Genomic DNA, 25,674 nt, shown 5'->3' with positions numbered 1-25,674 from the left:
CACACCCACCCGCAGGTTTCGCACATCACCTGGTTGCGCGGGTCGTTGCGCTGCTGTTCCAGGTAGGCCACCGCGTCGGTGTAGGTGCCGATGCCGCGGTAGGTCTCGATGACGTCCAGAAGCACATTGCGTTCGTCGACGTCGGGGGGTCAAGCAGGGCGATGGCATCGGCGTGCTTGACGCCGTAGGCGTCCTTGATGGCGTTGAGCTGGTTCTTGCGCGCGTGGTCGATGGGCACGGTCATCCCTTCCGCAGTCGGCGGCGATCCCGTGACTCGCCGCGCCCAGGAAAGACGCCGGCCGGTGAAAAGCAGGTGCGCGAGGGCTCGGTGCGGGGCACCTTCGGATCGAGGTGTTCGGTCACGGGCCGAACAACATCCGGGCCTTGAGCCGGGCCCACGGTCCACTGACCGCAGTGCGTACTTTAGCGAAGCCCACCGACACTCGCCTGCGATCCAAAGACTCATTCCTCCTCGCCCTCCAGCGGCTCGTCAGGGTCGCGCAACTCGCGGCGGCCGCCGGGCATGTCAGGCAGCAGGAACGAGTAGTGGCCGTTGACGTTGATGTGCCGGCGGGCGAAGGGAGAAAGGTAGACGACGTCCTCCTCGCGCACCGGGTAACCCTCAGCGCGTAGCTGGTCCAAAGCGGCGTCCATGTAGACGGTGTTCCACAGGGTGATGCAGTTGAGCACCAACCCCAGGGCGCCGAGCTGGTCCTCCATCCCGTCGCGGTAGCGCTGGCGCAGCTCGCCGTGCTTGCCGTGGAAGACCCACCGGGCCAGGGCGTGACGGGACTCCTGCAGGCTGGTCTGGGCCTTGATGGCACGGCGGTAGGACTCGTCATCGATGTAGGACAGCACGTGCAGGCTCTTGTGCAGCCGGCCGAAGTGGGCGATGGCCAGCCCGAGCTGGGTGGGGTTGCCATCGCGCGAGAGCATCCGGATGACGTCGTAGGCACGCACGGCACCGGTATGGATCGAGGCGACCACGCGGCAGATGTCGTCCCAGTGGCGGCGGATCCGGTCGGTGTCGATGCGGCCGCGTGCGGCGGCATCCAGCGGCCCGTAGTCGGCCGTGCGGTTGACGCGCCAGAGCCGGTGGTCGGGCACGTCGGCCAACTGGGGCCGGTACTGCCTTCCCAGCAGGTGGACCAGGCCGAAGATGAGGTCGGAGTAGGAGCCCTCGTCGGTGACGATGATGTCGGGTGCCAGCCCGCCGTCCTGGTTGTAGAGGACATCCAGCAGGTGCAGGGTGTCGCGCGGGGTGCCGGCCACCACCATGCCCGACAGCCCTGCGGCCTGGTCGTTGACCATGTTCAGCCACGTCGAGCCGCGGCGCCGTCCGAAGTAGCGCCGGTTGGGCCGGGAGTGGATGGTGTTGACGGGGACGACGAACCGCATCCCGTCCACCGAGGCGACGCGCCCACCGCCCCACGCCAGAGCCAGCGCGTTGCCGGCCTGGCCCTCAATGAGGGGCACGTTGGCCACCGAGTAGGTCTCGGCACGCAGGTAGGTCTGGTCGACGTGGGAGAGCCGGTCGCGGCTCAACGCCGCCACGCCGGGCTTGGCCACCGGTGTGTAGTCGAGGTTGCAGGAGTGGCACACCAGCAGCGCGGCCACGGTGACATCCAGGTCGGCCAGGCGCGCCTCGGACCCGGACACGCCGGTAAAGGCATCCATGAAGCCCGGATGCCAACTCATCACCTCCAGGATCAGCTCAGGCAGGTCCACCCGCGGCAGCATGCGCCCGATGCGGGTGCGCAGGTCGACCAGGCTCGGCGGATCCTTGACGGCCGTGAGCTGGGCCAGGTGCAGTCGGCCGCGCTCATCCACGGTGACCGCGTCGTTGGCGATCAGGCGCCCGCCGACCTCGCGATAGGTCGCATCCAGCAGCTCGGCGTGTGCGGCCAGGAACGCATCCGGATCCTCCGGCAGCCCGAGCGCGGCCAACGCGGCCGGTTTGGCCTGCTCCCAGGCGGATCCGGCCAAGAGCTTGGAGCGCGGATCGTTCCACCGCGAGGAGGCCGGAGCGTAGATGTCGCGGCGCTTGAGATGGCGGTGAAACTGTTCCAGCACGCAGAACACGTAGGCGGCCTTGTGCACCACCTCGGGCCCCTCGGCGAACACCAGCTTGTGCCAGGACCCGGTGACCAGGGAGGTGTCGACCTCGCGCGCCAAGACCTTCTTGCGGCCGATCAACTCGGGCAGGCGCCGCATCGCCTCCAGCGCCAGCGCCCCCTCCACGGTGGCGCCGAAGTCGATGACCTGGGTGAGCATCGGCAGGAACCCGCGCACACTGCCGTAGCGGGTGACCAGCTCTGCCCGCCACTCCTCGTCGGCATCGGAATCGGGTGCCGGCAGCATCTCCTCCAGCGCACGCAGCGCCGCCGCCAACTCCCCACGCGGGACGACACTTTCGATGCGCTCCCACACCTGGGCCAAACTGACCGCCGCCGCGTCGCCTTCCTCGCCGGGGGTGGCCTCGATCAGCACCCCCACGGCCGCCGCCAGCTTGGCCGACTCGGCGTTCAACCGGGGCAGCCGCTTGACCTTCTCCTTGACCGACTCGCGCTCGGCCTGAGCCAGAAGCTTGGTGGTCATCAGCAAATCCAGCAGCTCCAGGGCGTCATCGACCGCGCGGGCCTGCAGGTGCACCACCGTGGCCAGCAAGGTGGCCAGCCGACGCGGGTCGTCGTGGCGCCGCAGCAGCGGCGCCTTGCCCGCCAGCCCGTAGCGCGCCATCTCGGCCACGCGCCGCGCCGGGAAACCCGACAGGTCCACCTGACCCAGCCCGAGACCGAAGATCTCGGCGACCCGGTCCAGAGCGCGCACCATCTCCTGGCCCGAACGGCGGGTAGGCCCGCGGCGCAGCCGCTCCAGATTGGAGACCCGCTCCCCCTCGGGCACGGCGAGCAGCGCCTCCAGCCCCGCCTGCTGGCCGGGACCGAGCAACGCGCACAACTCCTGCCACAACCGTTCAGTGACCTCCTCGCGCACCCGCGCCACCAACCGGGCCAGGGTGGTCACCCCCGGCAACAGCACCGCGCGGCGGCGCAACCAGGCCACCGCACCATCGAAGAGCGCCTTGGGGCCATCGGTGGTGGTCCACACCTGGGCTTCCAACCACGCGCGCAGCTCCGCCTGCTTCTCGGCGAAGTCGACGAACCCGCACGCGCGGCGGATCTCCTCGGCGTGGTCCAGGCGCGTCTGCTCGCGGGCGGCGTAGTCGGACAGGCAGCCCGGATCATCGACCCCAAGCTGCTCGGCGAGGTAGACCACGGCGTTCTCAGGGACCTCGCCGACGTCGGTAAGGAAAGTGCCCAAGCCACGAGCCGTGCACAGCTGCACGGCGAAGCCCAGGCGGTTGGCATCGCGCCGCTTAGGAGCGATCAGCTCCCAGTCGGCGTCATCGAGGTGGAAGAAACGATCCAGGTGAGCGCGCGAGGGCGGCTCGGCGTAGCGGCCATAGTGGGCCGCTTGCTCATCAGTGAGGAACTCAACCGGCATGCCCCCAGAAGGTACGAGCAGGAGCGGAACGCTTAGAGCGGGGTTTCGTTCCGTTGTTCCTCAGCCCCGGATACGGCTAGGGAACCGCCGTGAGTGGCGCGAACCAGTCGCCCGCCGCCGTGCGACGGAAAGCGGGCTCAGCCCGGCCACGGCTCCTCGATGACGACATCGTGGGCGGTGGTGGTCGCGGTGCAGCCGCGCATGGCCACGGCTCCTCGATGACGTCCTCGCGCTCGGGTGCCGTCAGCGCACGCAACGGTCGGAGGCACAGCGCGGCCGTGGTGCGCATGGTGCCCATAACCACCGGATTGGCGCATACCAGGGACACAACCGGCTCCTTCGGCCGTGTCGCCCCGAGCCGCTCAGCGGTGCCGTGTCACATCGGGGCGGGCTGTCTTGTCCTGTTGGGTGAAAGCACTCCAACGCGAGGAGGACCGTAATGGCTCGCATCTCTCTTGACCCGCCGCGCACCCTGCTGCTGCGCCTGGGCGAGTGGTACTCCCGCCGCCGCTTCGGAACCGTGCTCGATCCCGGTAAAGCCTATGCGCACAACACGCGGGTGCTGCGCAGCGTGCTGCGCTTCGAGAGCGGCATCGACAGGTGGAAGAAGGTCGACCCGGCCCTGAAGCACCTGGCGGTGATGGTCTCGGCGATGCGCATCGGATGCGCTTGGTGCGTCGATTTCGGGTACTGGGAAGCCGAGGAGCTGGGGCTGCCGGTAGAAAAGATCAGGAGGGTCGCAAACTGGCGTGAGCACCGCGACGCCTTCACCGAGGTGGAATCGCTTGTCATGGACTACGCCGAGGCCATGACGACGACCCCGCCCACGGTCACCGACGAGCTGGGCGCGGCGCTGCGCGAGCGGTTGGGAGAGGAGGCGCTGGTGGAGCTGACCACCATGATCGCCGTGGAGAACCTGCGTTCGCGGGTCAACAGCGCGCTGGGTCTGACCAGCCAAGGCTTCTCCGACCATTGCGCCGTTCCCGCCGCGCGGGCCGGCCAGGCATGAACCAGGCCAGCGCGGTCTTCGAGGAGCACCGGGCGATGCTGTTCGGCATCGCCTACCGCATGCTGGGCAGTGTCGCCGACGCCGAAGACATCGTGCAGGAGGCGTGGCTGCGCTGGAGCGCCGTCACCGACCCGGTGACCCGCCCGCGAGCCTATCTGGCGCGCACGGTCACCAATTTGGCGGTGAACCGGCTGCGCTCGGCCAGCGCCCAGCGCGAGGACTACGTGGGGCCCTGGCTGCCCGAGCCGCTGGTCGCCGAGCCCGACGCCACCGAGGACGTCGAGCGCGCCGAGTCGGTGTCGTTGGCGATGCTGGTGGTGTTGGAGACGATGTCGCCGCTGGAGCGCGCGGTGTTCGTCCTCAAGGAGGTCTTCGGGTTCTCCTACGGCGAGATCGCCGGGATCGTCGACCGCTCCGAGGGTTCGGTGCGCCAGGTCGGTCACCGGGCACGCTCGCACGCCCACGCCCGGCGGCCCCGCTACGACGTTTCCCAGCGGCTCCAGCGTCAGGTCACCGAGGAGTTCCTCGCCGCCTGCCTGGGCGGCGACCTTAACCGCATGCTGGAACTGCTCGCCCCGGAGGTGACCGCCTGGACCGACGGCGGCGGCAAGGTGCAGTCGGCCCTGCGCCCGCTCTACGGCGCCGACAAGGTCAGCCGGTGGCTGCTGGGGGTGCTGCAACGCCAGCAGGCCCAGGTCGGTGCCCGCGTGGTCGAGGTCAACGGCGAACCCGGCGTGCTGGTGACCGTGGCCGGCGTGCCCGACACGGTGGCCTGCGGCGAGGTCACCGAGGACGGGCGCATCAGCGTGCTGCGCCTGATCCGCAACCCCGACAAGCTCCACGGGCTGCTGCTCTCCTGAGCGGGCGTGCGGTGCGGCGGGCGGTGTGGGCTCGCCTGACCCATCGGGGTGGCTTAGGCGGGCAGGTCGCGGTGGAAGGCCAGCAGGTTCAACCCGGGCACGGGCGACCAGTCGCGTTCGGGCAGCCGAGCAAACCCCAGGGAACGGTAGAGCCGTTGGGCGGCCCACGCGGTGGGCTGGGTCGACAGCACCATGCGGCGCGCGCCCTCGTCAGCGGCGGCGCGCCGCATGGCGGCGTGTACCAGTGCGGCGCCGACCCCGCGCCCCTGGGCCTGCGGTGCCACGGCCAGGGCCCGGATCTCGGCCTCGCTGGAGTCGTGGGCGAGCTCGCTGGCGCTGGGGTGCCAGGGTTGCAGCAGCACCGTGCCCAGGATCGTTTCGCCTTGGGCGGCGACCAGAATATGGCCGGTGCCGTCGGTGCCCAACACGCGCAGTGCTTCGGGGTAGTCGCTGTCGATATCGAAGAGGTGCTGGTCGCGATAAGCGGCGATCCGCAGCTCACCGACTTCGGCCATCTCGCTGGGGGAAGCCTCACGTACGATCACGACACCATTTCAGCAAAGCCCGATGCCCCGTCCGCACCGGCTGTTGCTGCGGCACGGCCGGTCACTACTGCTGCTGGGCATGGAATTGTCCCGCCTAGGCGGCTAGTCAGCGGCGGTTACGGCTTGGCGCGTCGGGGTGAGAAGGATTCCCACAGGCTCTGCCTCCTCTCCCGCCCACGGTGAGTGATGGGCAAGGAGGCTGAACCGCACGGCCGGTCGATGGCGCGTCACCAACTGAGCAGGCGCCGAACCCTGCGGGGCTCGGGCAGTCGCCCCAAAAGCATCCGCACGCCCAGCGGGACGAGGGCCACGCACAGGGCCAGCGCGGTCAGCCCTGCGTACAGCAGATCGCTCTCCTTGAGCACACCGCTCCACACTGTCGCCCAGACGACCAGGAGCAGGGCCCGTCCTGTGCCGAGGACTCCCGCCCGGTAGGCGGCCACAGCCAGGAGCGGTCCGCCCAGGTATTGCAGCGCACTGGCGGTGACGGCGATGCGCCACGGTCCGTAAGAGATCTCCTGGTAGCTCTCCAGGACTTGTGCGACGGTTCGCTCCAGTCCCATGACGTCGACCATCTGGAAGGCGGTCTGCTCCACCCCGGTCACGTACAGCCGGGAGAACAGGCAGGTGACGAGCAGGACTCCGCCGGCGATCGCGAGTCTGGGGGATCGTTCGACGCACATGCGGGCCAATGCCGCGAAGGCGGGCCACAGGACGAGCGCCCCGAGCGCGAAGAGCGCGTACCCGGCGGTAACCAGGCCCGGGTTCTGTTCGTACACGGCGAGTTGCTCGGGCGCAGCGAAGATGGACTCCTCCAGGGCGGCCCGTTCCTCAGGGCCGAGGACGGTGGCGCGTTGAGCGTGGTTGCGCACGAGCAGCCCGGCGAGCCAGAGCAGCGGGCCGAGGACCAGCGCGGTCCCCGAGACCCAACGGCCGGGAAACCACGGTTCGTTTTTGGACATGTATCCATCTTGGGGATGTTCTCTTCGGGACGCTGTCGAGCAGTACAGCTAAATCGGCAGGTCAGGGGCGATCCGACGCCGTTGGCGGGCAGGAGGACGAGCTGCCGGTGGCCGATCGCTGCGCCGCCTCGCCGCGTGGTGGGGTCGTGGTGCAGCAGCACCCGGCCGGCTTTGTCGTGGCCCAGGCCGCAGATTCGAGGATCGACGCCGTGCCGTTACGCGTTTTCCCTGCATGGCAGGGCGTGTGGGCCTACTCTGGGGCCGCTGTCAGGTGCAGTCGGGGGCTGGGCGGCGGTGCTGCTGCCCAGCCCCCGATGCTGGGCGCGCCCGGGCCCATGGGTGTCACACCGCGGTCATGGCTCGGTGTGGGCCACGCCCCGGACCAGTGCACCAGCGTGAAGGTGGCGGTGAGCATGCGGCCGGGCTCGTCGATGGTGGCGAAGGAGAAGGCGAGTCCGCCGAGGCTGAACAGGGCCGGCAGCAGCGTCTGCGTGGTGGCCGCCAAGTAGGGCCGCCACCCGCTCAACACCCACAGCCCCAAGGCGACCTCCACCGGGCCGATACCGACCAGGTTGGGGATGACCAGCGGCTCGGACACAAGGGGCAGGTCGACCACGATCGCGCGGTGGTCGGCGCGTCCCGGCAGGATCTTGCACCACGCCCCTTCGTAGAACCAGACCAGGGCGATTGCCGCGGAGGGCAGGAGAACCCGTGGGGAGCGGGCGATGGGGGCATGGGCGCCATCCAACCAACGCTTGTGAAGGCGGCGGCGCCCGGGGACTAGCGCGACGGTGGCGGAGGGTCGTTGTGGCGGGTGCGGTAGGAACGCATCTTGTGGCGGGCGCCACAGATACTCATGCTGCACCACACGCTGTTGTTGGCGGGGGAGCGGTCGTAGAAGACCCAGCGGCACTGCTCGGCGTGACACACCTTGAGCCGGTCGCGCCGGCCCGCGAGCTCCTCGGCGGTCAGGGTGGTCAGCATCGCACCGATGAGGGCGTGCAGCGGCGTAGCGGCGGCCACCGGCAGGTGCGGGCGGCCTTCGGGGCTCCACTGTGGCGGCGCGAGGGTGGCCTGAGCGTAGCGGTTGAGGGTGGCGACCGCGGCCTCGGGGGTGGTGCCGGCAAGGTGGGCGCGGATGGCTTCACGCACCTCGCGCAGCTCATGGCGTGCGGCCTCGTCCAGCGTCGAGGCGAGGTCGTGCCAGCCGTGGGCCTGGAGCCAGGCGCGCGCGTCAGCCAGGTCGGCCAAGGCGTCCTCGCCGTAGAGCAGGCGCGCGGAGTTGCAGAAGGTTTCGATGCGCTCCAAGGGCTCGGGGGCAACTGGTCGCGTGTAGGCCACCCCCCAATGTTACCCCTACTGCGGTTTTACCAGTAACATCTGTTGTTACCGTCAGAGACGGTATACCGGTAACAAGGAGATGGCTATGGCGCGCTGGGAATTGACACAGCATTACGAGACACCGCGGGGGATCGTCCGCTGGCACAGCTTTGGGCAGGGCAGCCCCGTGGTGCTCCTCCACGGGACGCCGTTTTCCTCCTACGTCTGGCGCGACATCGCCGCCGCGCTCAGCCGCCGCCACACGGTCTTCGTTTGGGACTTGCTGGGCTATGGGCAGTCGCAGATGTTGCTCGATCAGGACGTGTCGCTGGCCGCCCAGCAAGCGGTGTTCACCGAGCTGCTGGGTTATTGGGGACTGGAGCGGCCGGCCGTGGTCGCCCACGACTTCGGCGGCGCTGTGGCACTGCGCTCGGCGCTGCTGGACGGGGTGGCCTACGAGCGTCTGGCCCTACTCGACGCGGTGAGCCTGCGCCCCTGGGGCAGCGACTTCTTCCGGGTGGCCCGCGAAAACGCCGCGGTCTTCACGGCGCTGCCGGCACACATCCATGAGGCGCTGGTACGCAGCTACATCTCTACGGCCAGCCGTCCCGGCCTGCGTGAAGACGTGACCTCGGCGCTGGTGGCGCCGTGGCTGGGCCCGGAAGGCCAGCCGGCGTTCTACCGCCAACTCAGCCAAGCCGACGAGCGCTTCACCCGCGAGGTGGAGGAGCGCTACGGCGACCTCGATATGCCGGTGCTGGTGGCCTGGGGCAGCCAGGACCAGTGGCTGCCCCTCGACCACGCCACCCGGCTGGCGCGCCAGATCCCGGGGGCGCGGCTGAGCTGGATCGAGGGTGCGGGCCACCTGGTCCAGGAGGACGCCCCGGCACAGGTGACCGCTACGCTGTGCGACTTCCTCGACCATGCGTGAGCGCGGTAACCCTGCCAGGGGCTTCGGGCACGATGAGCCAGGCTCTAAGCTGGCGATCATGTCGACAGAGCCGACCCCCATCCGCTGGGGGATCATGGGGACAGGCGGGATCGCCGCGCGGTTCGTTGAAGGACTGCGGCTGGTTCCGGGAGCCGAGGTCGTGGCCGTGGGATCGCGGGCCCAGGCCACCGCCGAACAGTTCGGCGAGCAGTGGGGGATCGCCCGGCGCCACGGCGACTACACCTCGCTGGCCACCGATGACGAGGTCGATGTGGTTTACGTGGCCACCCCGCATCCGGGGCACCACGAGGCGAGTCTGCTGTGTTTGAAGGCGGGCCGCCACGTCTTGTGCGAGAAGCCGCTGGCGATGAACGCCACCCAGGCCGAGGAGATGATCGAAGCCGCCCGCAGCGGCGAACGGTTCCTCATGGAGGGCATGTGGACACGCTGCCAGCCGGCGATGGTCGAAATCGCCCGCATGGTCCACAGCGGCGAGATCGGCGAGGTCACCACCGTCACCGCCACCTTCGGCGAGCGTTTCCCCTACGATCCCCACAGCCGGTGGTTCGCCCCGGAGCTGGGCGGCGGCGCGCTGCTGGATCTGGGGGTCTACCCGGTGGCGCTGGCCTCGATGCTGCTGGGGGAGCCCACCGTGCTCAGCGCGCAGGCGGTGCGCGCGCCAACCGGAGTCGACGCCCAGACCGGGATCGTGCTCACCGGCGCCAACGGCGGGCTGGCGACGCTGACCTGTTCGATGGTCGGCAGGCTCCCCCTCCGGGCCACCATCGCCGGCACCGAGGCCACCATCGAGGTCACCGACTGGATTCACCCCACCGAGTTCGTGGTGCACCGTCGCGACGAGGAACCGCAGACCCTGCGCTTTCCTCGCGAAGGCAACGGCTTCGAATACGAGGGCGCCCACGTTGGCGCCATGATCGCCCAGGGGGCGCTGGAGAGTCCGCTCATGAGCTGGCAGGAGAGCCTGTCCATCGCGCGCACGCTCGACACGGTGCGCGAACAGATCGGATTGCGCTACCCCGAGGGGGTCGGCTGAGCAGCCGGTGCCGAGCGCGCCCGTCGGTCCTGGAACGTTTGGGCCGGCGGCGCGCTCGTCGAAGGTGGGCACTGCGGGTCGGGACGGTTTCGGGACACGAAGCGGGAGGGCCGGGGGCAAGCTCCCCCTCCAGCGGTTCGCGGGCGCGCTCGGCGCCGACATCGACCCCGGGAGCGGATCGACGCAGCAGCCCCAGCGAATGGGGCGCACATAGAGGAACTGCCGCTTGCCCGGAGTTGGAGAGCTCGCTGTTCGCTCGTGCCTCGATCGCTTCGCGATCTCGGCAGCTTCAAAGGGGCGACTGTGGCTAGAGCGAGCAGAAACGACGCGGACGGCCACAGGGATAAGGCAACGTTGCTTCAGCGCAGGGGATCGCTGCCCTAGGACATCGCTGTCTCAGGGATGTTGCCGTCGGAGGATACAGCGGTGGGCGGTGGTCCCTACGGGGAGTGGTGGCAGAGGACACCCCCGGAAGGCGTTGAACCGCGAGGACCTCTCCCTGCTTCTCCGCCCAAACGGGCGGGCACCCCCGGAAAGCGTTGCATCCCGCCCCTCGCGACACACCCGCCCCAGCCTCAGTCCGTCCGTGGTGGTGCTCGTCTCACGTTGGCTTCAGCCCGCCCGTGGTGGTGTCCGCTCCACCTGGGCCACAGCCCGCCCTGGGCTGCTGAGATCGCGAAGCGATCGAGGCACGAGCGATGGGAAAGCCCGCATGCTCTCCGCGGGCCAGAGCCACACCCCGCCGCCGGCTGCATTGGAACTGGTGAGATGCCCCTGCCCGCGAGAGACCGTACGGACGTCAGCGGGGTTTGCAAGCGCTGACGCGCAGCCGGCGGTAGTCGGCCCACCAGGTTTCGTCGCGATAGAGGTGGGGGCGGAGCTGGTGGGACAGCTCCGCGAGGAAGCCCTCGGAATCGGCGACCCCGTCGAGCAGGTGAGCACCGAACATGCGCACCCACACGGCTAGGCCGTCCTCGCCGGTGAGTGGGGTGGGGCGGTCGAAGAGCACCACGCTGTCGACCTCGAAACCGGCGCGTTCAAGCACGCCAGCGTAGCCGGCGACACTGGGGAAGTACCAAGGGGAGGGAGCGGGGGCCAGCCCATGCCGGGCGCGTAGCCGCTGGGCGCCGGTGGTGATGGCGGCGACGTTTCCGTCCCCGCCCAATTCGGCGACGAGCCGTCCACCAGGGCGCAGCGCGGCAAACATCGTGGCCGCGGCCTGGTCGGCCTCAGGAATCCAGTGCAGGGTGGCGTTGCTGAGCACGGCGTCGAAAGGGATGTCGAACGCCACGTGGCGCAGATCGGCCACGCGCACGTCAAGACCGGGGAAGCGCTGCCGCGCACGTTCGACCATTGGGACGCTGGCATCGACCCCGACCGTCTCGACGCCGTTGTCGCGCAAGTGGGCGAGATGGTCGCCGGTGCCGCAGCCGGCGTCGAGCACGCGCTCGCCGGGGGCGGCGTCGAGCGCGGTAAGCAGGTCAATGCCGTAGTCGGCGACGAAGGAATGGCGTTGGTCGTAGAGGGCGGCGTCCCATCGCTGTGAGGTCATGGCGGCACACTACCTGGTTATCTCATTTAACGGGAAAGATGATCTCACTATTCAAGACAAGGTCATGCGACAACTCACCCAAACCCTCTTATTTTTGCAGCTCAAAGCGGTACAAAAACGCCTTTTTCTCCCGTAGGTCGATTTCTGTGTAAATCCTGAGTATGATCAGGGCACTAACGACCCCCGGGCGCTGCCCTGACGCCGGCATGGGTATGTAGCACCCGCGCGCCTGCCTTTCAGCAGGCCGGGCCGCCCGGCGAGCCACCCATGCCCCTGACCGCACCGCCGACGTGTCGCCAGGAATGAACTCCGTGACAGCACAGTACGCACACGCGCCAACTCCCCCCGTATCACCCTCCCACCACGACCGCCGATTCCTCTCCGAGGTACAGGGGCTGCGCGCCGTCGCCGTCCTGCTCGTGGTCGTCTACCACCTCAACGAAGAGGCCGTCCCGGGAGGCTATATCGGAGTCGACGTCTTCTTCGTCATCTCCGGCTTCCTCATCACCACGATGCTGCTGCGCGAGGCGCGCCGCGACGGCCGCATCTCCCTGGCCAACTTCTACGTGCGCCGCATCCGCCGCATCCTGCCCGCGGCCACCGTGGTGCTGCTCGCCACCGGCATCGGCGCGTTCTTTCTGCTGCCCTCGACACGTCTGGAAAGCACCGCCGTCGAACTGGCGGCAGCCGCGGGCTATGTCGAGAACCTCTTCCTCGCCGAGCAGGCCGTCGACTACCTCGCCGCCGAAAACGCCGCCAGCCCCGTGCAGCACTTCTGGTCGCTGGCCGTGGAAGAACAGTTCTACCTGCTGTGGCCGTTGCTGTTCGTGGGCTGGGCCGCCTCCGGCGGCCGGCTAAGGCGCCACCGCACCCTGCTGGGCGCCACCCTCCTCATCATCGCCGCCTCCTTCGCCTGCTCGCTGTGGCTGACCAGCAGCGACCCCGGCCGCGCCTACTTTTTGCCCCAGACCCGCATGTGGGAACTCGCCACCGGCGGCGCCCTCGCTGTGGCCCTGACCGGCTGGAACGTGCCCCAACGGCTCCGCCCCGCCCTCGCCTGGGCAGGGCTGGCCGCCATCGCAGTGCCAGCCTGGATCTACTCCGGAGCCACCGCCTTCCCCGGCCACGCTGCCGCGCTGCCCGTCCTGGGCGCCACTGCCGTCATCGCCGCCGGCCACCACGGCGGACGCTGGAGCGCCCACGCGCTGCTCAGCTCGCCGCCCGCCCGCTTCCTCGGCGACATCTCCTATGCGCTGTACCTGTGGCACTGGCCCATCATCGTGTTCACCCGCTCGTTCCAAGACGAGGCACTGGGCCCGGTGGACGTCACGGCGGCGCTAGCGCTGTCGATCCTGCTGGCCTGGGCCACGAAGGTCACCGTCGAGGACCCGGTGCGGGTCTCGGGCATGCTGCGCTCGCTGCGCCCCGCTCTGGTCTTCGCCGCAGCCGGCGCGCTGCTCGTCAGCGCCCTGAGCGTGGGCCAGTACACCCACGTGCAGCGGATGCGCGACATCTCCTACGACCCTCAGGTGCACGTCGGCCCCCAAGCGCTGACCGGCGGCGACGCTGCCCCCCTTGAGGTCACCGGCCCCATCTACCCGCCGCCGGTGGAGGCCGACGACGACCTCTCCAGCGTTTACGCCGACGGCTGCCAGGCCTACAGCAACGTCGAGCAGTTGCAACACTGCACCTATGGCCCCGACGACGCCACGACCTCGATCGCGATCGTAGGCGACTCCCACGCGGCGGCCTGGGTGCCGGCGGTACGCGAAATCGCCGAACGCAACGGCTGGCGGCTGTACACCTTCACCAAGTCCTCGTGTGCCTTCACCGCAACCCCCATCGAGGACCCCGACACCGACAAGCCCTACACCGAGTGCCACGTGTGGAACGCCGATCTCATCGAGGAGTTGACCACCGAACTGCGGCCCTCGCTCGTTTTCACCAGCTCCAGCGTCTCGGCCACAGCCGTGGGGGCGAACTCTGACTCAGACAACACCGACCGCATCGCCGAAGGCATGGCCCACATGTGGCACCGCATCGACCAAGCCGGCGGCACGGTCGTAGCCATCCGCGACAACCCGCACGTGCGTCCGCGCACGCCGGAATGCGTGGAGCTGCACGGCGGCAACTCCTCCCAGTGCACTAACGCGCGCAGCGACGCGTTCGACACCCCAGACCCGCAGGTCCGCGCCGCGCAAGAGACCCAAGCCCAGGTGGAGTTGGTCGACCTCACCGACCGATTCTGCACCAGCACACAGTGCCCTCCGGTCATCGGCAACATCCTCGTCTACCGCGACAGCCACCACGTCACCGCGACCTACGCGCGCCTACTCAGCGATGACCTACTCGACCGGATACCGCGTCCCAGTTGACCCCAGCAGCCGTAGGCGGGCCATCCCCGCACCAGGGCAGGGGCGGCCTCAGCCCACCAGGCGGGCCACTGCCGCGGGCGACCACACGCCAGCCGCGCCGGGACGGCCGGCCAGGTAGGCCGCGGTGCGCGCTGGCGCCCACACGTGCCCCTGGCGCAGACCGGTGCCGATGACGCTCAGGTAGGCCGCCGAGGGCGCCACCGGCTCCACCTCGTCCCACCCCCACGAGGCGGTGAAGGTCAGGATCGGCCGCCCCTCCAGCTCACCGGCATAGAGCACCGTCTCGTAGCGCCCCTGCCCCCACTGTTGCCGCCCCGCGGCCACCACCGCGCCCACCGCCCCAGCCGCCGCGCGCTGCGAACGATACATCTCCTGGGCCGCGATGTCGTGGAACTGCTCGGCAGTGACCAGGTAGGCCCGGGCCGGCGTCGCCCCGGGCAGCGCCGGGTCATACATCGCCAGCCCGCCGCTCCACATGGGCGAGGCCAACGCGAAGTACACCCCGCCACGCAGCCACACCGCGCGGCTTTGGCACGGCAGCGTCGTGTTCCGGCAACCGGGGTTGGCGCGCGAACCACCCGGGGGCGTGCCACCGGCGACGTAGCAGTGCAGCCGTTCGGCGCACATGTTGGCGCCATAGGAGGCGTACCAGACGAAGTCGGGCTCCGCAGGGTAGGACATACTCGGGGCTCCCGGCGACTTAAACGGTCGTGGTGGGGGTGACCGGTACCAGCGCCCGCTCGTAACACAGGCTGCCCGCCCGGTCGACGTAGGGACCGAAATTGGCGACGCGCCGGTAGCCGCACCGTTCGTAGAGGCGGATGGACTCGGGCTGGCGCGCGCCGGTCTCCAGCAGCATCCGTGTGGCGCCGCTCTCGACGGCCACCGTCTCCAGACGACGCAGCAGGTGCTCTCCAAGGCGCCGCCCCCGCCAGGACGGCACCACATACATCCGTTTCACCTCAGCAGCGCCGGGATCGAGACCGCGCAGCGCGCCACACCCCAAAGCCTGGCCGGACTGGCCCTCGACGGCGATCAGGAAAGCGTCGACGTCGGCGGCGCTGGGCGCGGGGCCGGCTTCGAAGTCTGCTCCGTAGCGGCGCACCATCTCCTTCTCGTGGGCGCAGCGCAACCGCGCGCCGCGGGGGTCGTCCCAGGGAACCGAGATCAGGAAGAGTCGCACGCCCCCCTAGGTTACGCGGCGACGCCGGCCCCTAGCCCACGTCCTGTTGGGCGAGCGCGGCGGGCATCAGCGGAGGCGACGACGTCAGGAGCCGCGCGGCGGTTCAGTCGCCCCCACCTCCGTCACCGCCACCGTCACCACCGCTGTCACCGCCGTCGAAAAAGCCAAAGCCACCGCCTGAATCGCCACCGTGGCCCCGATGCTTGGAACGCCGGACCAACAGCCCCACGAGGATGAGAAACACGGCCACGAGGATCACGAATTCCATCGGCCTATCTCCAGAAGCGGGAGAAACAACAGGAGCGGCCGGCTCGTCGGGGGCGGGGGCGATACCGGTCGAGGCAAGCATAGCCGGCTCCGCCGCAGGCACCTCGCTGGGAGGTCGGAGGCGACCTCAGCCTCCGCCGCCGTCACTAACGCCGTCTCCTGCGGCGCAACGCCGGGAGGGTTTCTGGTTGTCCTCCAGCTTTGGTGTGGGGATCAAAACCACCACTACGACGACCAGGAGCACGAGAGCGTTAGGGCGCAGCCGGCGGCGAAGCCACGAGGGATTCGCGCCACCTGCTGCGGCTGAGTCGGTAGAGCACGTGGGGCGCCAACGGGTGATCGGGCTCGATGCTGGGGTGACGAAAGTCGTCGGCGGGATCGTGGGTCATCCCCAACCGGCGCATGACCCGGCGCGAGCGCTCGTTGGTCACGGCGGTCAACGACACGATCTCGTCCAGCCCGGCCGAGGTGAAGCCGAACCGCACGGCGGCGCGCGCCGCCTCGCTGGCATACCCCTGCCCCCACGCTTGGCTGTACAACCGCCACCCCACCTCCACAGCGGGCGTGAAGGCGGCAGTGAACTCGACGCGCTTGAGGCCGGTGAAGCCGATGAAGGCACCAGTATCGCGGCGCTGCAACGCCCACAGCCCGAAACCGTCGCGCTCGAAACCGCGCTCGAAGCGGTCGATGGCAGCGTCGCTGGCCGCACGGGTTTGGGTCGCGGGGAAGTACTCCATCACCACGGGGTCGGCGTTCATCGCGGCGAAGGGTTTACGGTCGGCCGAACACCAGCGCCGCATGAGTAGCCGCGGCGTGTCGATGACGGGGCCCTGCGTCACAACAGGCAGCCTACCTTGCCATGACGCAGGGCCCCGCAAGCGGTGGGCTCAGGCGTTGGGGGGCTGGTCGGTACCTGCGCCGCGCTGGCGAGATTTGACCAGGTCGCGATAGTCAATAGTGGCTTCGGAGGCGTCGTCGGCGCTGCCGGCGACGAAGCCGGCGTCGTGGATCATTTGCAGGTCTTGGGCTCCGGGCTGGCCCTCGCTGGTGAGGTAGTCGCCCAGAAAGATCGAGTTGACCACGTGCAGCGCCAACGGCTGCATGGCGCGCAGATGGACCTCGCGCCCTCCGGCCAGCCGCACCTCGGCGTCGGGGAAGACGAACCGCGCCGCGCACAGGATGCGCAGGCAGCGCTGCGGCGTGAGATCCCAGTGGCCGGCCAGCGGCGTGCCCTCGAAGGGGATGAGGAAGTTGACCGGTACCGAGTCCGGCGCCAGCTCGCGCAGCGAAAACAGGGCGTCGATGAGGTCGTCGTCGCTTTCGCCCATGCCGGCGATGAGCCCGGAGCACGGCGAGAGCCCGGCGTGCTTGGCGCGCTCGACGGTGTCAACCCGGTCGGTGAAGTCGTGGGTGGTGCAGATCTCGCCGTAGCGTTCGCTGGAGGTGTTGAGGTTGTGGTTGTAAGCGTCGACTCCGGCGGCGCGCAGCCGCTCGGCTTGGCCCTCGGAGAGCAGTCCCAGACAGGCGCACACCTCGACGCTGGGGTGGTCGGCCTTGATCTGCTCGATGGTGCCGCCCAAGCGGGCAACGTCGCGGTCGGTGGGGCCGCGCCCGCTGGCGACCAGACACACGCGCGCCGCGCCGCCCTCGATGCCGCTGTCGACGGCCGCGCGGGTCTCGTCAGGGCGCAGCCAGGTGTATTTGACGATGTCGGCGTCCGAGCCCAGACGCTGCGAGCAGTAGAAACAGTCCTCCGGGCACAGCCCGCTTTTGAGGTTGACCAGATAGTTGAGCTTGACGTGGCGGCCGAAGTAACGCAGCCGCACCCGGAACGCGGCGGCGACCGCGTCGAGGGTGTCGTCGTCGGAGGCGGCCAGCACTGACCGCAACTCCTCACGGGTGGGGGTTTCTCGCCGGAGGGCCTTGTCGGCCAGGGGGTCAAAGATCGCCATGGGCTCGATCCTTGATCAGGTGGGGGACCGTGTGCAGGTGAGGAACACGCCAAAAAGTACCGGCGATGTTTGTGGGGTGTGGGACTTCTCCCAACCCGGCGGGCGGGGTGACGCTGGGTAGTCGCCTCTTCCCCCTGCCGGGGACGGCGGGTGGTGCGCCCCCGGCAGGGGAAGAGGCTCCACCGTGAACCGGAGTATCCCCCTGCGGCCTCAGAGGCCACAGGGGCCACAGCAGCCGAGAGCCGGCGGCTGCGCCGGCCGGCTTTCGGCTGCTGTGGGGCTCGCCGGCCGGCTGCTAGGGCGACCGTGCTCGCCAACTGGGCGGCAACGGCCAAAGCGCTCCGTGGGAGCGCGTCCTCCCCACGGCTGACGCCGGGGCTGTGCCGCTGGAAAACCGCTTAGGTCCTGCGTCCCGTGAGCGCTATCAGTCGGGTCTGGGTGTCGGCGTCGTCAGAGACGGGCACCGGCGCCGCGAACAGGCCGGAGGCCGCGAAGTTCTGGGTGCGTGCCCATTCCCAAACGCTGTCGACCAACTCGGGGGCGAGCTTGTCATCTTCGCCGATGCCTTGGGCGAGGTCCCAGGTGTGCACCGTGAGGTCGAAGGTCATCTGCCACAGGTACACGGTGGCTGGGGCGTCACCAAACGACAGGTGCACGGTGCGTTCCAGCACTCCTGGCTGTAGCCAGGCGGAGCGGGCTTCGCGAGCGGCGACCTCCCAGGTGGCGACGGGTTCCTCGCCGAGCAGGTCGCCGTCGAAACGGTCCCCGGCCTCGGCGATGGTGCCGCCGGCCAGCAGGTGGGGTACCCACAGTTGTTCGGTCACCAGGTGGTTGACCAGGTCGTGAACGTCCCACTGCTCGCAGGGGGTGGGTCGGGCCCACTGGTCCATGCGCACCGCACGCACGCGCCGCCCGAACTCCGCCATCGCCTGACCGTGTAGGTCGAGCAGGTCCGGCATGCTCATCTCCATCCTTGAAGGCTCTTCTGCGCGACGTGCCCTGCCTACCCGATACGTGTGCCACCTACCGTCCCCCTGGTGCTGACCTGCTGATATGGGGGCGTAGATTTTGCGCAGATGGGTCATCCGCCGTCAGCGCCGTGTCGGCTGTCCTTTCCCCCGCCTGATTGAAAAAGTCAACCAACACCAGGGGCCTATTCCGGCCATTCCCGAGGGGGACGGGGCCCGGCGAGGAGTAGACGTGTCAGCAGCAGGTCCAGAAGGCGCGAGAGTCAGCGGCGAAGTCAACATCGCCCATGTCACGCTCATCGCCGCTGCCGCGGCTATGGGTGGTTTTCTCTTCGGCTACGACAGTTCGGTGATCAACGGGGCGGTCTCGGCCATCCAGGAACGGTTCCAGGTCTCACCGGCGGTCACCGGCTTGACGGTGGCTGCCGCGCTGCTCGGTTCGGCGGTGGGCGCCGGTATCGCCGGCGGGCTGGCCGACCGGGTGGGACGTATCCGCGTCATGCAGTTGGCTGGACTGCTCTTCGCCGTCAGCGCGATCGGTTCGGCGCTGCCCTTCACCGTGTGGGACTTGGCGGTGTGGCGGGTCGTGGGCGGTATCGCGATCGGCGTGGCCTCGGTGATCGCCCCGACCTATATCGCTGAGGTGTCGCCGCCGGCCTACCGGGGGCGGCTCGCATCGCTGCAACAATTGGCGATCGTGTTGGGGATCGCGGTGTCCCAACTGGTCAACTTCGCGCTGGCGATCAGCGCGGGCGGCAGCGCCCTGGACCCGCTGGGGCCGTTGCAGGCATGGCAGTGGATGCTGGGCGCCGAGCTGGTGCCGGCGTTAATCTACATCGGGCTGAGCCTGGTGATCCCGGAGTCGCCGCGCTACCTGGCGCGGGTGGGGCGCGACGATCAGGCGCGCGCGATCCTGGCCGAGATCGGCGAGGGCGACGTCGAGTACCGGCTCTCCGAGATCCACCGGGCGTTGGGGAGCGAGCCGCGCTCGCGGCTGAAGGATCTGCGGCAGGGCTCGTTCAACCTGGTGCCGATCGTGTGGATCGGTATGGCGCTGTCGGCGTTCCAGCAGTTGGTGGGGATCAACGTGATCTTCTACTACTCGGCGTCGCTGTGGCAGTCGGTGGGGGTGCAGGAGAGCAACTCGCTGCTGTTGAGCCTGTTCACCTCGGTGGTCAACATCGTCGGAACCTTGATCGCCATCGTGTTGGTCGACCGGGCCGGGCGTAAGCCGCTGCTGCTGACGGGCTCGGCGGGCATGGCGGTGGCGCTGGCGGTGACGGCGTTCGCCTTCAGCCACGCCCGGGTCGCCGGTGAGCAGGCCGATCTGCCGTTCGTGTGGGCGCTGGTGGCGCTGACGTCGGCCAGCACGTTCGTGCTGTTCTTCGCCCTGTCGTGGGGCGTGGTGACCTGGGTGCTGCTGGGCGAAATCTTCCCGCTGCGTATCCGGGCCGCGGCGATGGCGGTGGCCACGGCGACCCAGTGGATCGCGAACTGGCTGGTGACGGTCACCTTCCCCAGCCTGCGTGACTGGAGCCTGCCGGGGACCTACGTGATCTATACGGCCTTCGCGGTGCTGTCGTTCATCTTCGTCCTCAGATATATCCGCGAGACGAAGGGGCGCACGCTGGAGTCGATGCGTGAGCGGCTTTAGGTTCTGTGTTTCGGAGGGCTGGGGCGGGGTCGTGGGGGTGTTCGTCGTGCGCTCGTGCCTCGATCGCTTCGCGATCTCGGCAGCCTATGGGGCGAAATGTGAAGGCGCGCGCCCACTTTTCGCCCACCGTCTGTTCTTGCCGCCCCTTCCAAAAAACAGAATCTAGGCCCGGTCGGGGGCTGGGCCGGGCACAGCAAGGGGCGGGCACGCTGTGCGTGCCCGCCCCACAGATCCGCTAGACCGACCGCCGATCAGTTCAGAGGCGGTGTGCTACGGCGTCGTTAGGACACCGAGCAGGCGGAGCCGTTGAGCGTGAAGCTGTCGGGCTCCTCAGCGGCGGAGCCGTCGGCGTTGAAGCCGAAGGACACCGAGCCGCCGGCCCCGATGGTGCTGTTCCAGGAGGCGTTGGCGGCGGTGATGTGGTCACCGTCCTGGGTCAGGTTGGCCGACCAGGCGTTGTTGACGGTCTCGCCGTTGGCGACGTCCCACTCCAGGTCCCAGCCGCCGATCGCGCTGTCACCGGTGTTGTTGATGGTGACGTTGGCGGTGTAGCCGTTGGACCAGGAGTTGGCGATGCTGAAGTCGACCTCGCACGTCCCGGAGGGGTCGGGGTCGGTTCCCCCGCTCTGGGTGGTCACGCTGACCTCGCTGGAGGCGGCCGAGGTGTTGCCCGCGGCGTCGCTGGCGACCACGTAGAAGGTGTAGTCGGTCTCAGCCGACAGTCCGGTGACGGTGGTCGAGGTGCCGCTGGAGCTGGCGACCACTTCGCCGGTGGCGGCGTCGTAGACGTCGTAACCGGTGACACCGGTGTCGTCGCTGGCTGCGCCCCAGCTCAGGTCGACACTGCTGCTCCCGACGTTGGAGGCGCTGGGCGCACCGGGGGCCGTGGGGGCCTGGGTGTCGTCCCCGCCGTCACCGCCGCCGGTGAACATGACGTCGGCGCAGTTGTAGAACGACTCGGGGCTGTCGGAGCGCTGCCAGATCGAGTAGATGATGTGGCGACCGCTCTTGTCGGGCAGTTGGGCTTCCCAGGTGTACTCGTCACCTTCGGGGCCTTGGCCGTCGATCGGCGGGTTGGTCACCTCGTTGAACGGCTCGGGCTCCAGGTCGTCCCAGCCCAGCGGTTGGTTGGGGTCCCAGCCGTCCTTGGTGACGTACTGGAACCAGGTGCCCGGGTGGGCGGCCCAGGCGTTGTAGCGCATCGTGATGGTCGAGTTGGCCTGCAACTCGGTGGTCGGCCAGTCGGTGCGGGCCATGTTGAAGGCCTGGAAATCATCGCCGGGACCGCACAGCTCACCGTCGGGGATGACCTCACGGTGGGCCGAGCCGGAGTCGGGCAGCAGATTGCCGAACCAGTTGTAGAAGGCGTACTGCCCGCCCTGCTCCAGCGCATCGATGCAGGCGGGGTTGGTGGGGTTGAGGGCCCCGCCGTTGCCGTTGTCGATGGCGTCGCGGTAACAGGCGTAAGTACGGGTTTCGGGGAAGGTCAGGCCACCGTGGGCTGCCGCGTCGTCGGCGGGCAGCGCCACTGCGAACGCGCCGGCGAGTCCGGCGAGTCCGCCTAGGAAGGCCAGCCTGCGTGCAAGTTTCACCTTCGCACTCCTCGGTATGACTTCTGCGGCCGTGTGGAACGCGGCCGTGGGGGATGTCGGGGGATGAGTCATCGGGTGTGGTCGGTTACGGATCTTTTGAGGTGTGTATCAGCGCAGCCGGGGAGGTGCGCCGCCCCCCGAGCACACATGGGAGCGCTCCCAAGCGCGGTCGAGCTCCCAACCGGTTTGCACTCGGAGTGCCTTTATGGTGGCTCAGACCACATCAAAAGTCAACATAACGTAACAGCGGATTAATGGCTCCGGCACATAAAACCTCACGGTCGGTGGCGTGATCGGCGGTGATGATCCGACCCGTGGCAAACGGGAAACCGTTTTTCCCTGGTGGGAGGCAGGGGCGGCAACCGGGGGCAGTCCATGCGGCGTGGCGCTGGAGGGTTCCTGTGTGCCCGCGCTCGGCGTTGCTGGGCGCCGCGGAGCGAGCAAGCAGCCACCCCGGAGCGGAAAATTTGGAAAAGTCGCGCGCTGCGCGGCGCGTGGTGGGGCGGCGGGAGCTGCCGTGTCCGCCCCGGCACCAACGCCGGTGGCGTACCGTAGCGACCATGGAGAGCTCAGCCAACCGTCCCTCCACCTCGGTGGAGGACTACGTGAAGGTCATCTATGATCTCCAGGAGCGCGGTTCTGGCCCGGTGACAATCTCGCGCGTGGCCGAACGCATGGCCGTTTCCAACTCCTCGGTCTCGGGGATGCTGCGCAAGCTCGGCGAGCTGCGGCTGGTCGAGCACGAGCGCTACGGCGACGTTCAACTGACGCTGACGGGCAACAAGCTGGCGCTGGCGGTGCTGCGCCGCCACCGGCTCATCGAGCTGTACCTGGTGGAGGCGCTGGGCTACTCCTGGGATGAGGTCCACGACGAGGCCGACATGCTGGAGCATGTCGTCTCCGACTTGTTCGTCGACCGCGTCGCCGAACAGTTGGGCCACCCGCGCGTCGACCCGCACGGCGATCCGATCCCCACGCGCGATGGCCGTGTCGATGAGCGCGACACCTACTTGTTGTCCCAACTCAGTGCTGGGACGGTCGGGGTGATCGTGCGCGTCAACGACTCCGACCCCGACCTGCTGCGCTATCTGTCGCAGCAGGAGATCGGGCTGGGGATGCGCATCGAGTTGGTGGAGCGCCAACCCTTCGGGGGACCGCTGGTGGTGCGGCTGGGCCCGCGTGGGGCCCAGCGCGAGCGGTCGCTGGGTCTGGTGGCCGCCGAAGCGCTGTGGATCGCTCCCGCGGGCTGAGGCAGCCCCGGTTTTCCTGCCCGGCGGGCGCGTCCTCGCTGTCGGGGGCCTCACACACTATGCCGTATTCACGCCATTGGTGGTGGGATATCCATATGGTAGAAAGTTTGGCATGCCCAACATGAAAGATGGGGCCCCCTTTTCTCGGTTGGTTCGTGGCGCTGCCCTGCTCAGCGCGGTCATCGTGGCGGCGACGGCGTGCTCGGGCCCCGCTCCGGCTGACAGCGCAGAGCTGAAGGTGGTCACGACCTTCACGGTGATCGCCGACATGACCCGCAACGTTGTGGGCGAGCGCTCCGACAGCGTTGCGGTGGCTTCGGTGACCAAGGTGGGCGCGGAGATTCACGAGTACGAGCCCACTCCTGAGGATCTGGTGCGCGCTCAAGGAGCCGATCTGATCCTGGACAACGGGCTGGGGTTGGAGCGCTGGTTCGAGCAGTTCACTAACCAGATCGAGGCACCCACCGCCACCTTGAGCGCCGGGATCGAGACCATCCCCATCACCTCCGGGGCCTACGAGGGCGAGGCCAACCCCCACGCTTGGATGTCGCCCGACAACGCCGCGGTCTATGTCGACAACATCCGCGATGCCCTCAGCGAGCTCGACCCCGAGCACGCCCAGACCTATGCCGACAACGCTGCGACCTACAAGGCTGAGATCGGCGAAGTCGCCGACTTTCTCACCGCCGAGATCGACACGCTGGCGGCGCAGCACCGGGCGCTGGTGACCTGTGAGGGCGCCTTCTCCTACCTGGCGCGCGACGTGGGGTTGACCGAGAAGTACCTGTGGCCGGTCAACGCCGAGACCGAAGGCACCCCCCAGCAGATCGCCTCGGTGGTGACGTTCGTCTCCGACAACGACGTGCCCGCGGTGTTTTGCGAAACCACGGTCAATGACAGTGCGCAGCGCCAGGTCGCCCGCGAGACGGGGGCGCGAATGGGCGGCGCGCTCTACGTCGACTCGCTGTCGCAGCCCGACGGTCCGGTTCCCAGCTATCTGGAGCTGCTGCGCTATGACGCCGAGACCATCGTCTCCGGGTTGAAGGGAGAACAGTCCCCGTGACGAGCGCAACCGAGGACGCGGCGGTGGAGGTGCAGGGGCTGACCGTGTACTACGGCGATGTGGTGGCGCTGGACGAGGTCAGCATGCGCCTGGCACCCGGGCGAGTGCACGCTCTGCTGGGCACGAACGGCTCGGGCAAGTCGACGTTGTTCAAAACGGTGATCGGCATGCTCACCCCGCAGCAGGGGGCGGTGCGGCTGCACGGGATGTCGCCGGCGCGTGCCCGTAAGCAGGGGCTAGTGGGCTACGTTCCCCAAGCCGAACAGGTGGACTGGTCGTTTCCGGTGCGGGTGGCCGATGTGGTGATGATGGGCCGCTACGGGCACATGGGGCCCATGCGCCGCCCCCGGCGCGCCGACCGGCAGGCGGTGGCTGAGGCGTTGGAGCGCACCGACCTCACCGGCTTGGCGCACCGCCAGATCGGAGCGCTGTCGGGGGGTCAGCGTAAACGCGCCTTTGTGGCGCGGGGGATCGCCCAGGGGGCGCGGGTGTTCTTGCTCGACGAGCCTTTCGCAGGGGTGGATAAACGTTCCGAGGCCACGATCGTGGATGTGTTGCAGGCGATGCGCGCAACCGGCACGACCCTGCTGATCTCCACTCACGATCTGGCCAGCGTGCCTCGGTTGTGTGACGAGGCGGTGCTGTTGCAGCGGCGGGTGGTGGCCTCAGGGGCGCCCGAGGCGGTACTCACGCCGCAGCGCCTGGTGGAGGCGTTCGGTATCGAACCCACGTTGGCGGGGGAGCGGGCGTGATGGCGGCACTCGTGGAGTGGTTCGTCGGGCCGTTCCAGTTCGATTTCATGCAGCGCGCGCTGCTGGTGAGTGTCCTGGCCGGCGGGGTGTGTGCGCTGCTGTCGTGCTGGATGACGCTGATCGGCTGGTCGCTGCTGGGTGATGCGGTCTCTCACGCGGTGTTGCCCGGTGTGGTGCTGTCTTATCTGCTGGGGGTGCCCTTCGCCGCGGGCGCGCTGGTGTTTGGCGTGGGGTCGGTGGGGCTGATCGGGGTGGTCAACCGGACATCGCGGGTCAAGGAGGATGCGGCGATCGGCGTGGTGTTCACCGCGATGTTCGCGGTGGGGGTGGTGTTGATCTCGGTCATCCCCAGCCAGACCGACCTGATGCACATTCTTTTCGGCAACGTCTTGGGGGTCTCCGACGCCGAGATCGTCCAGATCGCGGTGATGGCGACGGTGATTGTGGGGGTGGTGCTGTTGAAGCACCGTGATCTGACGCTGTTCGCCTTCGACCGCGCTCACGCCCACGTGATCGGGTTGAGTCCGCGTTTGTTGGAGGCGCTGCTGCTGGGTCTGCTGTCGGTGACGGTGGTCGTGGCGCTGCAAGCGGTGGGCATCATCATGGTGGTGGCCATGGTGATCGTGCCGGGGGCGACCGCCTACCTGCTCAGTGACCGTTTCGAGTGGATGCTGCTCATCGCGGTGGCGGCGTCGGTGGCGGCGTCGGTTCTGGGCACCTATGTCAGTTTCCACGCCAACGTGGCCACCGGGGGTGCGATCGTGTTGGCTCAGGCGGCGGCGTTCACGCTGGCCTACCTGTTCTCTCCGTTGCACGGGCGCGTGTGGCGACTCGCCCGCCGCCGGCGGCGGGCGGTGACGGCCTGATCGCGGCGGGCGCGT

Annotated in this window: 23 protein-coding genes; 10 read left to right on the top strand and 13 right to left on the bottom strand. The window is 68.8% G+C overall.

Annotated elements, in window-relative coordinates; all coding sequences use genetic code 11:
• Positions 1-462 precede the first annotated feature (462 nt).
• Positions 463-3,504, bottom strand: a complete 3,042-nt coding sequence (locus ABD848_RS21305) for a Tn3 family transposase (RefSeq protein ID WP_344975607.1) — start codon at positions 3,502-3,504, stop codon at positions 463-465.
• Between the two features lie 439 nt (positions 3,505-3,943).
• On the opposite strand from ABD848_RS21305, the gene ABD848_RS21300 reads away from it, so the two are divergent.
• Positions 3,944-4,513, top strand: a complete 570-nt coding sequence (locus ABD848_RS21300) for a carboxymuconolactone decarboxylase family protein (protein ID WP_344975604.1) — start codon at positions 3,944-3,946, stop codon at positions 4,511-4,513.
• Positions 4,510-5,373, top strand: a complete 864-nt coding sequence (locus tag ABD848_RS21295) for an RNA polymerase sigma-70 factor (protein ID WP_344975601.1) — start codon at positions 4,510-4,512, stop codon at positions 5,371-5,373. Before ABD848_RS21300 ends, ABD848_RS21295 begins: the two co-directional genes overlap by 4 nt.
• A gap of 53 nt (positions 5,374-5,426) precedes the next feature.
• On the opposite strand, the gene ABD848_RS21290 is transcribed toward ABD848_RS21295, so the two are convergent.
• From ABD848_RS21290 to ABD848_RS21275, 4 genes are all read right to left on the bottom strand, one after another.
• On the bottom strand, positions 5,427-5,918 hold the full coding sequence (locus ABD848_RS21290; protein ID WP_344975598.1) for a GNAT family N-acetyltransferase: 492 nt from the start codon (positions 5,916-5,918) through the stop codon (positions 5,427-5,429).
• Between the two features lie 227 nt (positions 5,919-6,145).
• Positions 6,146-6,880 (bottom strand): hypothetical protein, encoded by a 735-nt coding sequence (locus tag ABD848_RS21285; RefSeq protein ID WP_344975595.1) that lies wholly within the window; start codon positions 6,878-6,880, stop codon positions 6,146-6,148.
• Positions 6,881-7,130: 250 nt separating this feature from the next.
• Positions 7,131-7,628 (bottom strand): DoxX-like family protein, encoded by a 498-nt coding sequence (locus ABD848_RS21280; protein ID WP_344975592.1) that lies wholly within the window; start codon positions 7,626-7,628, stop codon positions 7,131-7,133.
• 32 nt (positions 7,629-7,660) lie between these two features.
• Complete coding sequence (locus ABD848_RS21275) at positions 7,661-8,221, bottom strand: CGNR zinc finger domain-containing protein (protein ID WP_344975589.1); 561 nt, start codon at positions 8,219-8,221, stop codon at positions 7,661-7,663.
• An 85-nt stretch (positions 8,222-8,306) separates the two neighbouring features.
• On the opposite strand from ABD848_RS21275, the gene ABD848_RS21270 reads away from it, so the two are divergent.
• The gene (locus tag ABD848_RS21270; RefSeq protein ID WP_425567642.1) at positions 8,307-9,131 is read left to right on the top strand and encodes an alpha/beta fold hydrolase; all 825 of its coding nucleotides are present in this window, start codon (positions 8,307-8,309) and stop codon (positions 9,129-9,131) included.
• A 58-nt stretch (positions 9,132-9,189) separates the two neighbouring features.
• Positions 9,190-10,185 carry a Gfo/Idh/MocA family protein gene (locus ABD848_RS21265; protein ID WP_344975583.1) on the top strand — a complete coding sequence of 332 codons (996 nt, stop codon included), beginning with the start codon at positions 9,190-9,192 and terminating at the stop codon, positions 10,183-10,185.
• A gap of 799 nt (positions 10,186-10,984) precedes the next feature.
• Here the strand turns inward: ABD848_RS21265 and ABD848_RS21260 are convergent.
• Positions 10,985-11,737 carry a class I SAM-dependent methyltransferase gene (locus ABD848_RS21260; RefSeq protein ID WP_344975580.1) on the bottom strand — a complete coding sequence of 251 codons (753 nt, stop codon included), beginning with the start codon at positions 11,735-11,737 and terminating at the stop codon, positions 10,985-10,987.
• A 311-nt stretch (positions 11,738-12,048) separates the two neighbouring features.
• Between ABD848_RS21260 and ABD848_RS21255 the strand changes: the two genes are divergently transcribed.
• Positions 12,049-14,112 (top strand): acyltransferase family protein, encoded by a 2,064-nt coding sequence (locus ABD848_RS21255; RefSeq protein ID WP_344975577.1) that lies wholly within the window; start codon positions 12,049-12,051, stop codon positions 14,110-14,112.
• A gap of 48 nt (positions 14,113-14,160) precedes the next feature.
• On the opposite strand, the gene ABD848_RS21250 is transcribed toward ABD848_RS21255, so the two are convergent.
• The 6 genes from ABD848_RS21250 to ABD848_RS21225 form a co-directional block, all read right to left on the bottom strand.
• A complete protein-coding gene (locus ABD848_RS21250; protein WP_344975574.1) occupies positions 14,161-14,793 on the bottom strand; it encodes a histone deacetylase in 633 nt (210 codons plus the stop codon).
• A 19-nt stretch (positions 14,794-14,812) separates the two neighbouring features.
• Positions 14,813-15,295, bottom strand: a complete 483-nt coding sequence (locus ABD848_RS21245; protein WP_344975571.1) for a GNAT family N-acetyltransferase — start codon at positions 15,293-15,295, stop codon at positions 14,813-14,815.
• 103 nt (positions 15,296-15,398) lie between these two features.
• A complete protein-coding gene (locus ABD848_RS21240) occupies positions 15,399-15,644 on the bottom strand; it encodes a hypothetical protein (protein WP_344975568.1) in 246 nt (81 codons plus the stop codon).
• A 169-nt stretch (positions 15,645-15,813) separates the two neighbouring features.
• Positions 15,814-16,401: a GNAT family N-acetyltransferase gene (locus ABD848_RS21235; protein ID WP_344975565.1), complete on the bottom strand. Its 588-nt coding sequence runs from the start codon at positions 16,399-16,401 to the stop codon at positions 15,814-15,816.
• Positions 16,402-16,449: 48 nt separating this feature from the next.
• On the bottom strand, positions 16,450-17,514 hold the full coding sequence (gene bioB, locus ABD848_RS21230) for a biotin synthase BioB (protein WP_344975562.1): 1,065 nt from the start codon (positions 17,512-17,514) through the stop codon (positions 16,450-16,452).
• A 398-nt stretch (positions 17,515-17,912) separates the two neighbouring features.
• Positions 17,913-18,473, bottom strand: coding sequence for a TIGR03086 family metal-binding protein (locus ABD848_RS21225; protein WP_344975651.1), 561 nt, complete (start codon positions 18,471-18,473; stop codon positions 17,913-17,915).
• A gap of 241 nt (positions 18,474-18,714) precedes the next feature.
• On the opposite strand from ABD848_RS21225, the gene ABD848_RS21220 reads away from it, so the two are divergent.
• Positions 18,715-20,136 carry a sugar porter family MFS transporter gene (locus tag ABD848_RS21220; RefSeq protein WP_344975559.1) on the top strand — a complete coding sequence of 474 codons (1,422 nt, stop codon included), beginning with the start codon at positions 18,715-18,717 and terminating at the stop codon, positions 20,134-20,136.
• 281 nt (positions 20,137-20,417) lie between these two features.
• On the opposite strand, the gene ABD848_RS21215 is transcribed toward ABD848_RS21220, so the two are convergent.
• Positions 20,418-21,728, bottom strand: coding sequence for a lytic polysaccharide monooxygenase (locus ABD848_RS21215; protein WP_344975556.1), 1,311 nt, complete (start codon positions 21,726-21,728; stop codon positions 20,418-20,420).
• Positions 21,729-22,288: 560 nt separating this feature from the next.
• Here ABD848_RS21215 and ABD848_RS21210 point away from each other — a divergent pair.
• From ABD848_RS21210 to ABD848_RS21195, 4 genes are all read left to right on the top strand, one after another.
• Complete coding sequence (locus ABD848_RS21210; RefSeq protein ID WP_344975553.1) at positions 22,289-22,978, top strand: metal-dependent transcriptional regulator; 690 nt, start codon at positions 22,289-22,291, stop codon at positions 22,976-22,978.
• 112 nt (positions 22,979-23,090) lie between these two features.
• Complete coding sequence (locus tag ABD848_RS21205; RefSeq protein WP_344975550.1) at positions 23,091-24,041, top strand: metal ABC transporter substrate-binding protein; 951 nt, start codon at positions 23,091-23,093, stop codon at positions 24,039-24,041.
• Positions 24,038-24,793 carry a metal ABC transporter ATP-binding protein gene (locus ABD848_RS21200; RefSeq protein WP_344975547.1) on the top strand — a complete coding sequence of 252 codons (756 nt, stop codon included), beginning with the start codon at positions 24,038-24,040 and terminating at the stop codon, positions 24,791-24,793. The genes ABD848_RS21205 and ABD848_RS21200 overlap by 4 nt, the downstream gene beginning before the upstream one ends.
• Entirely contained in the window at positions 24,793-25,659 is an 867-nt protein-coding gene (locus tag ABD848_RS21195) for a metal ABC transporter permease (RefSeq protein ID WP_344975544.1), read from the top strand. The genes ABD848_RS21200 and ABD848_RS21195 overlap by 1 nt, the downstream gene beginning before the upstream one ends.
• Positions 25,660-25,674: the final 15 nt, after the last annotated feature.

Source organism: Salinactinospora qingdaonensis, assembly GCF_039539445.1.
Classification (GTDB): Bacteria; Actinomycetota; Actinomycetes; order Streptosporangiales; family Streptosporangiaceae; genus Salinactinospora; species Salinactinospora qingdaonensis.
The sequence above is the reverse complement of the archived record's forward strand: the minus strand, read 5'-3'. Positions and strand labels throughout refer to the sequence as shown.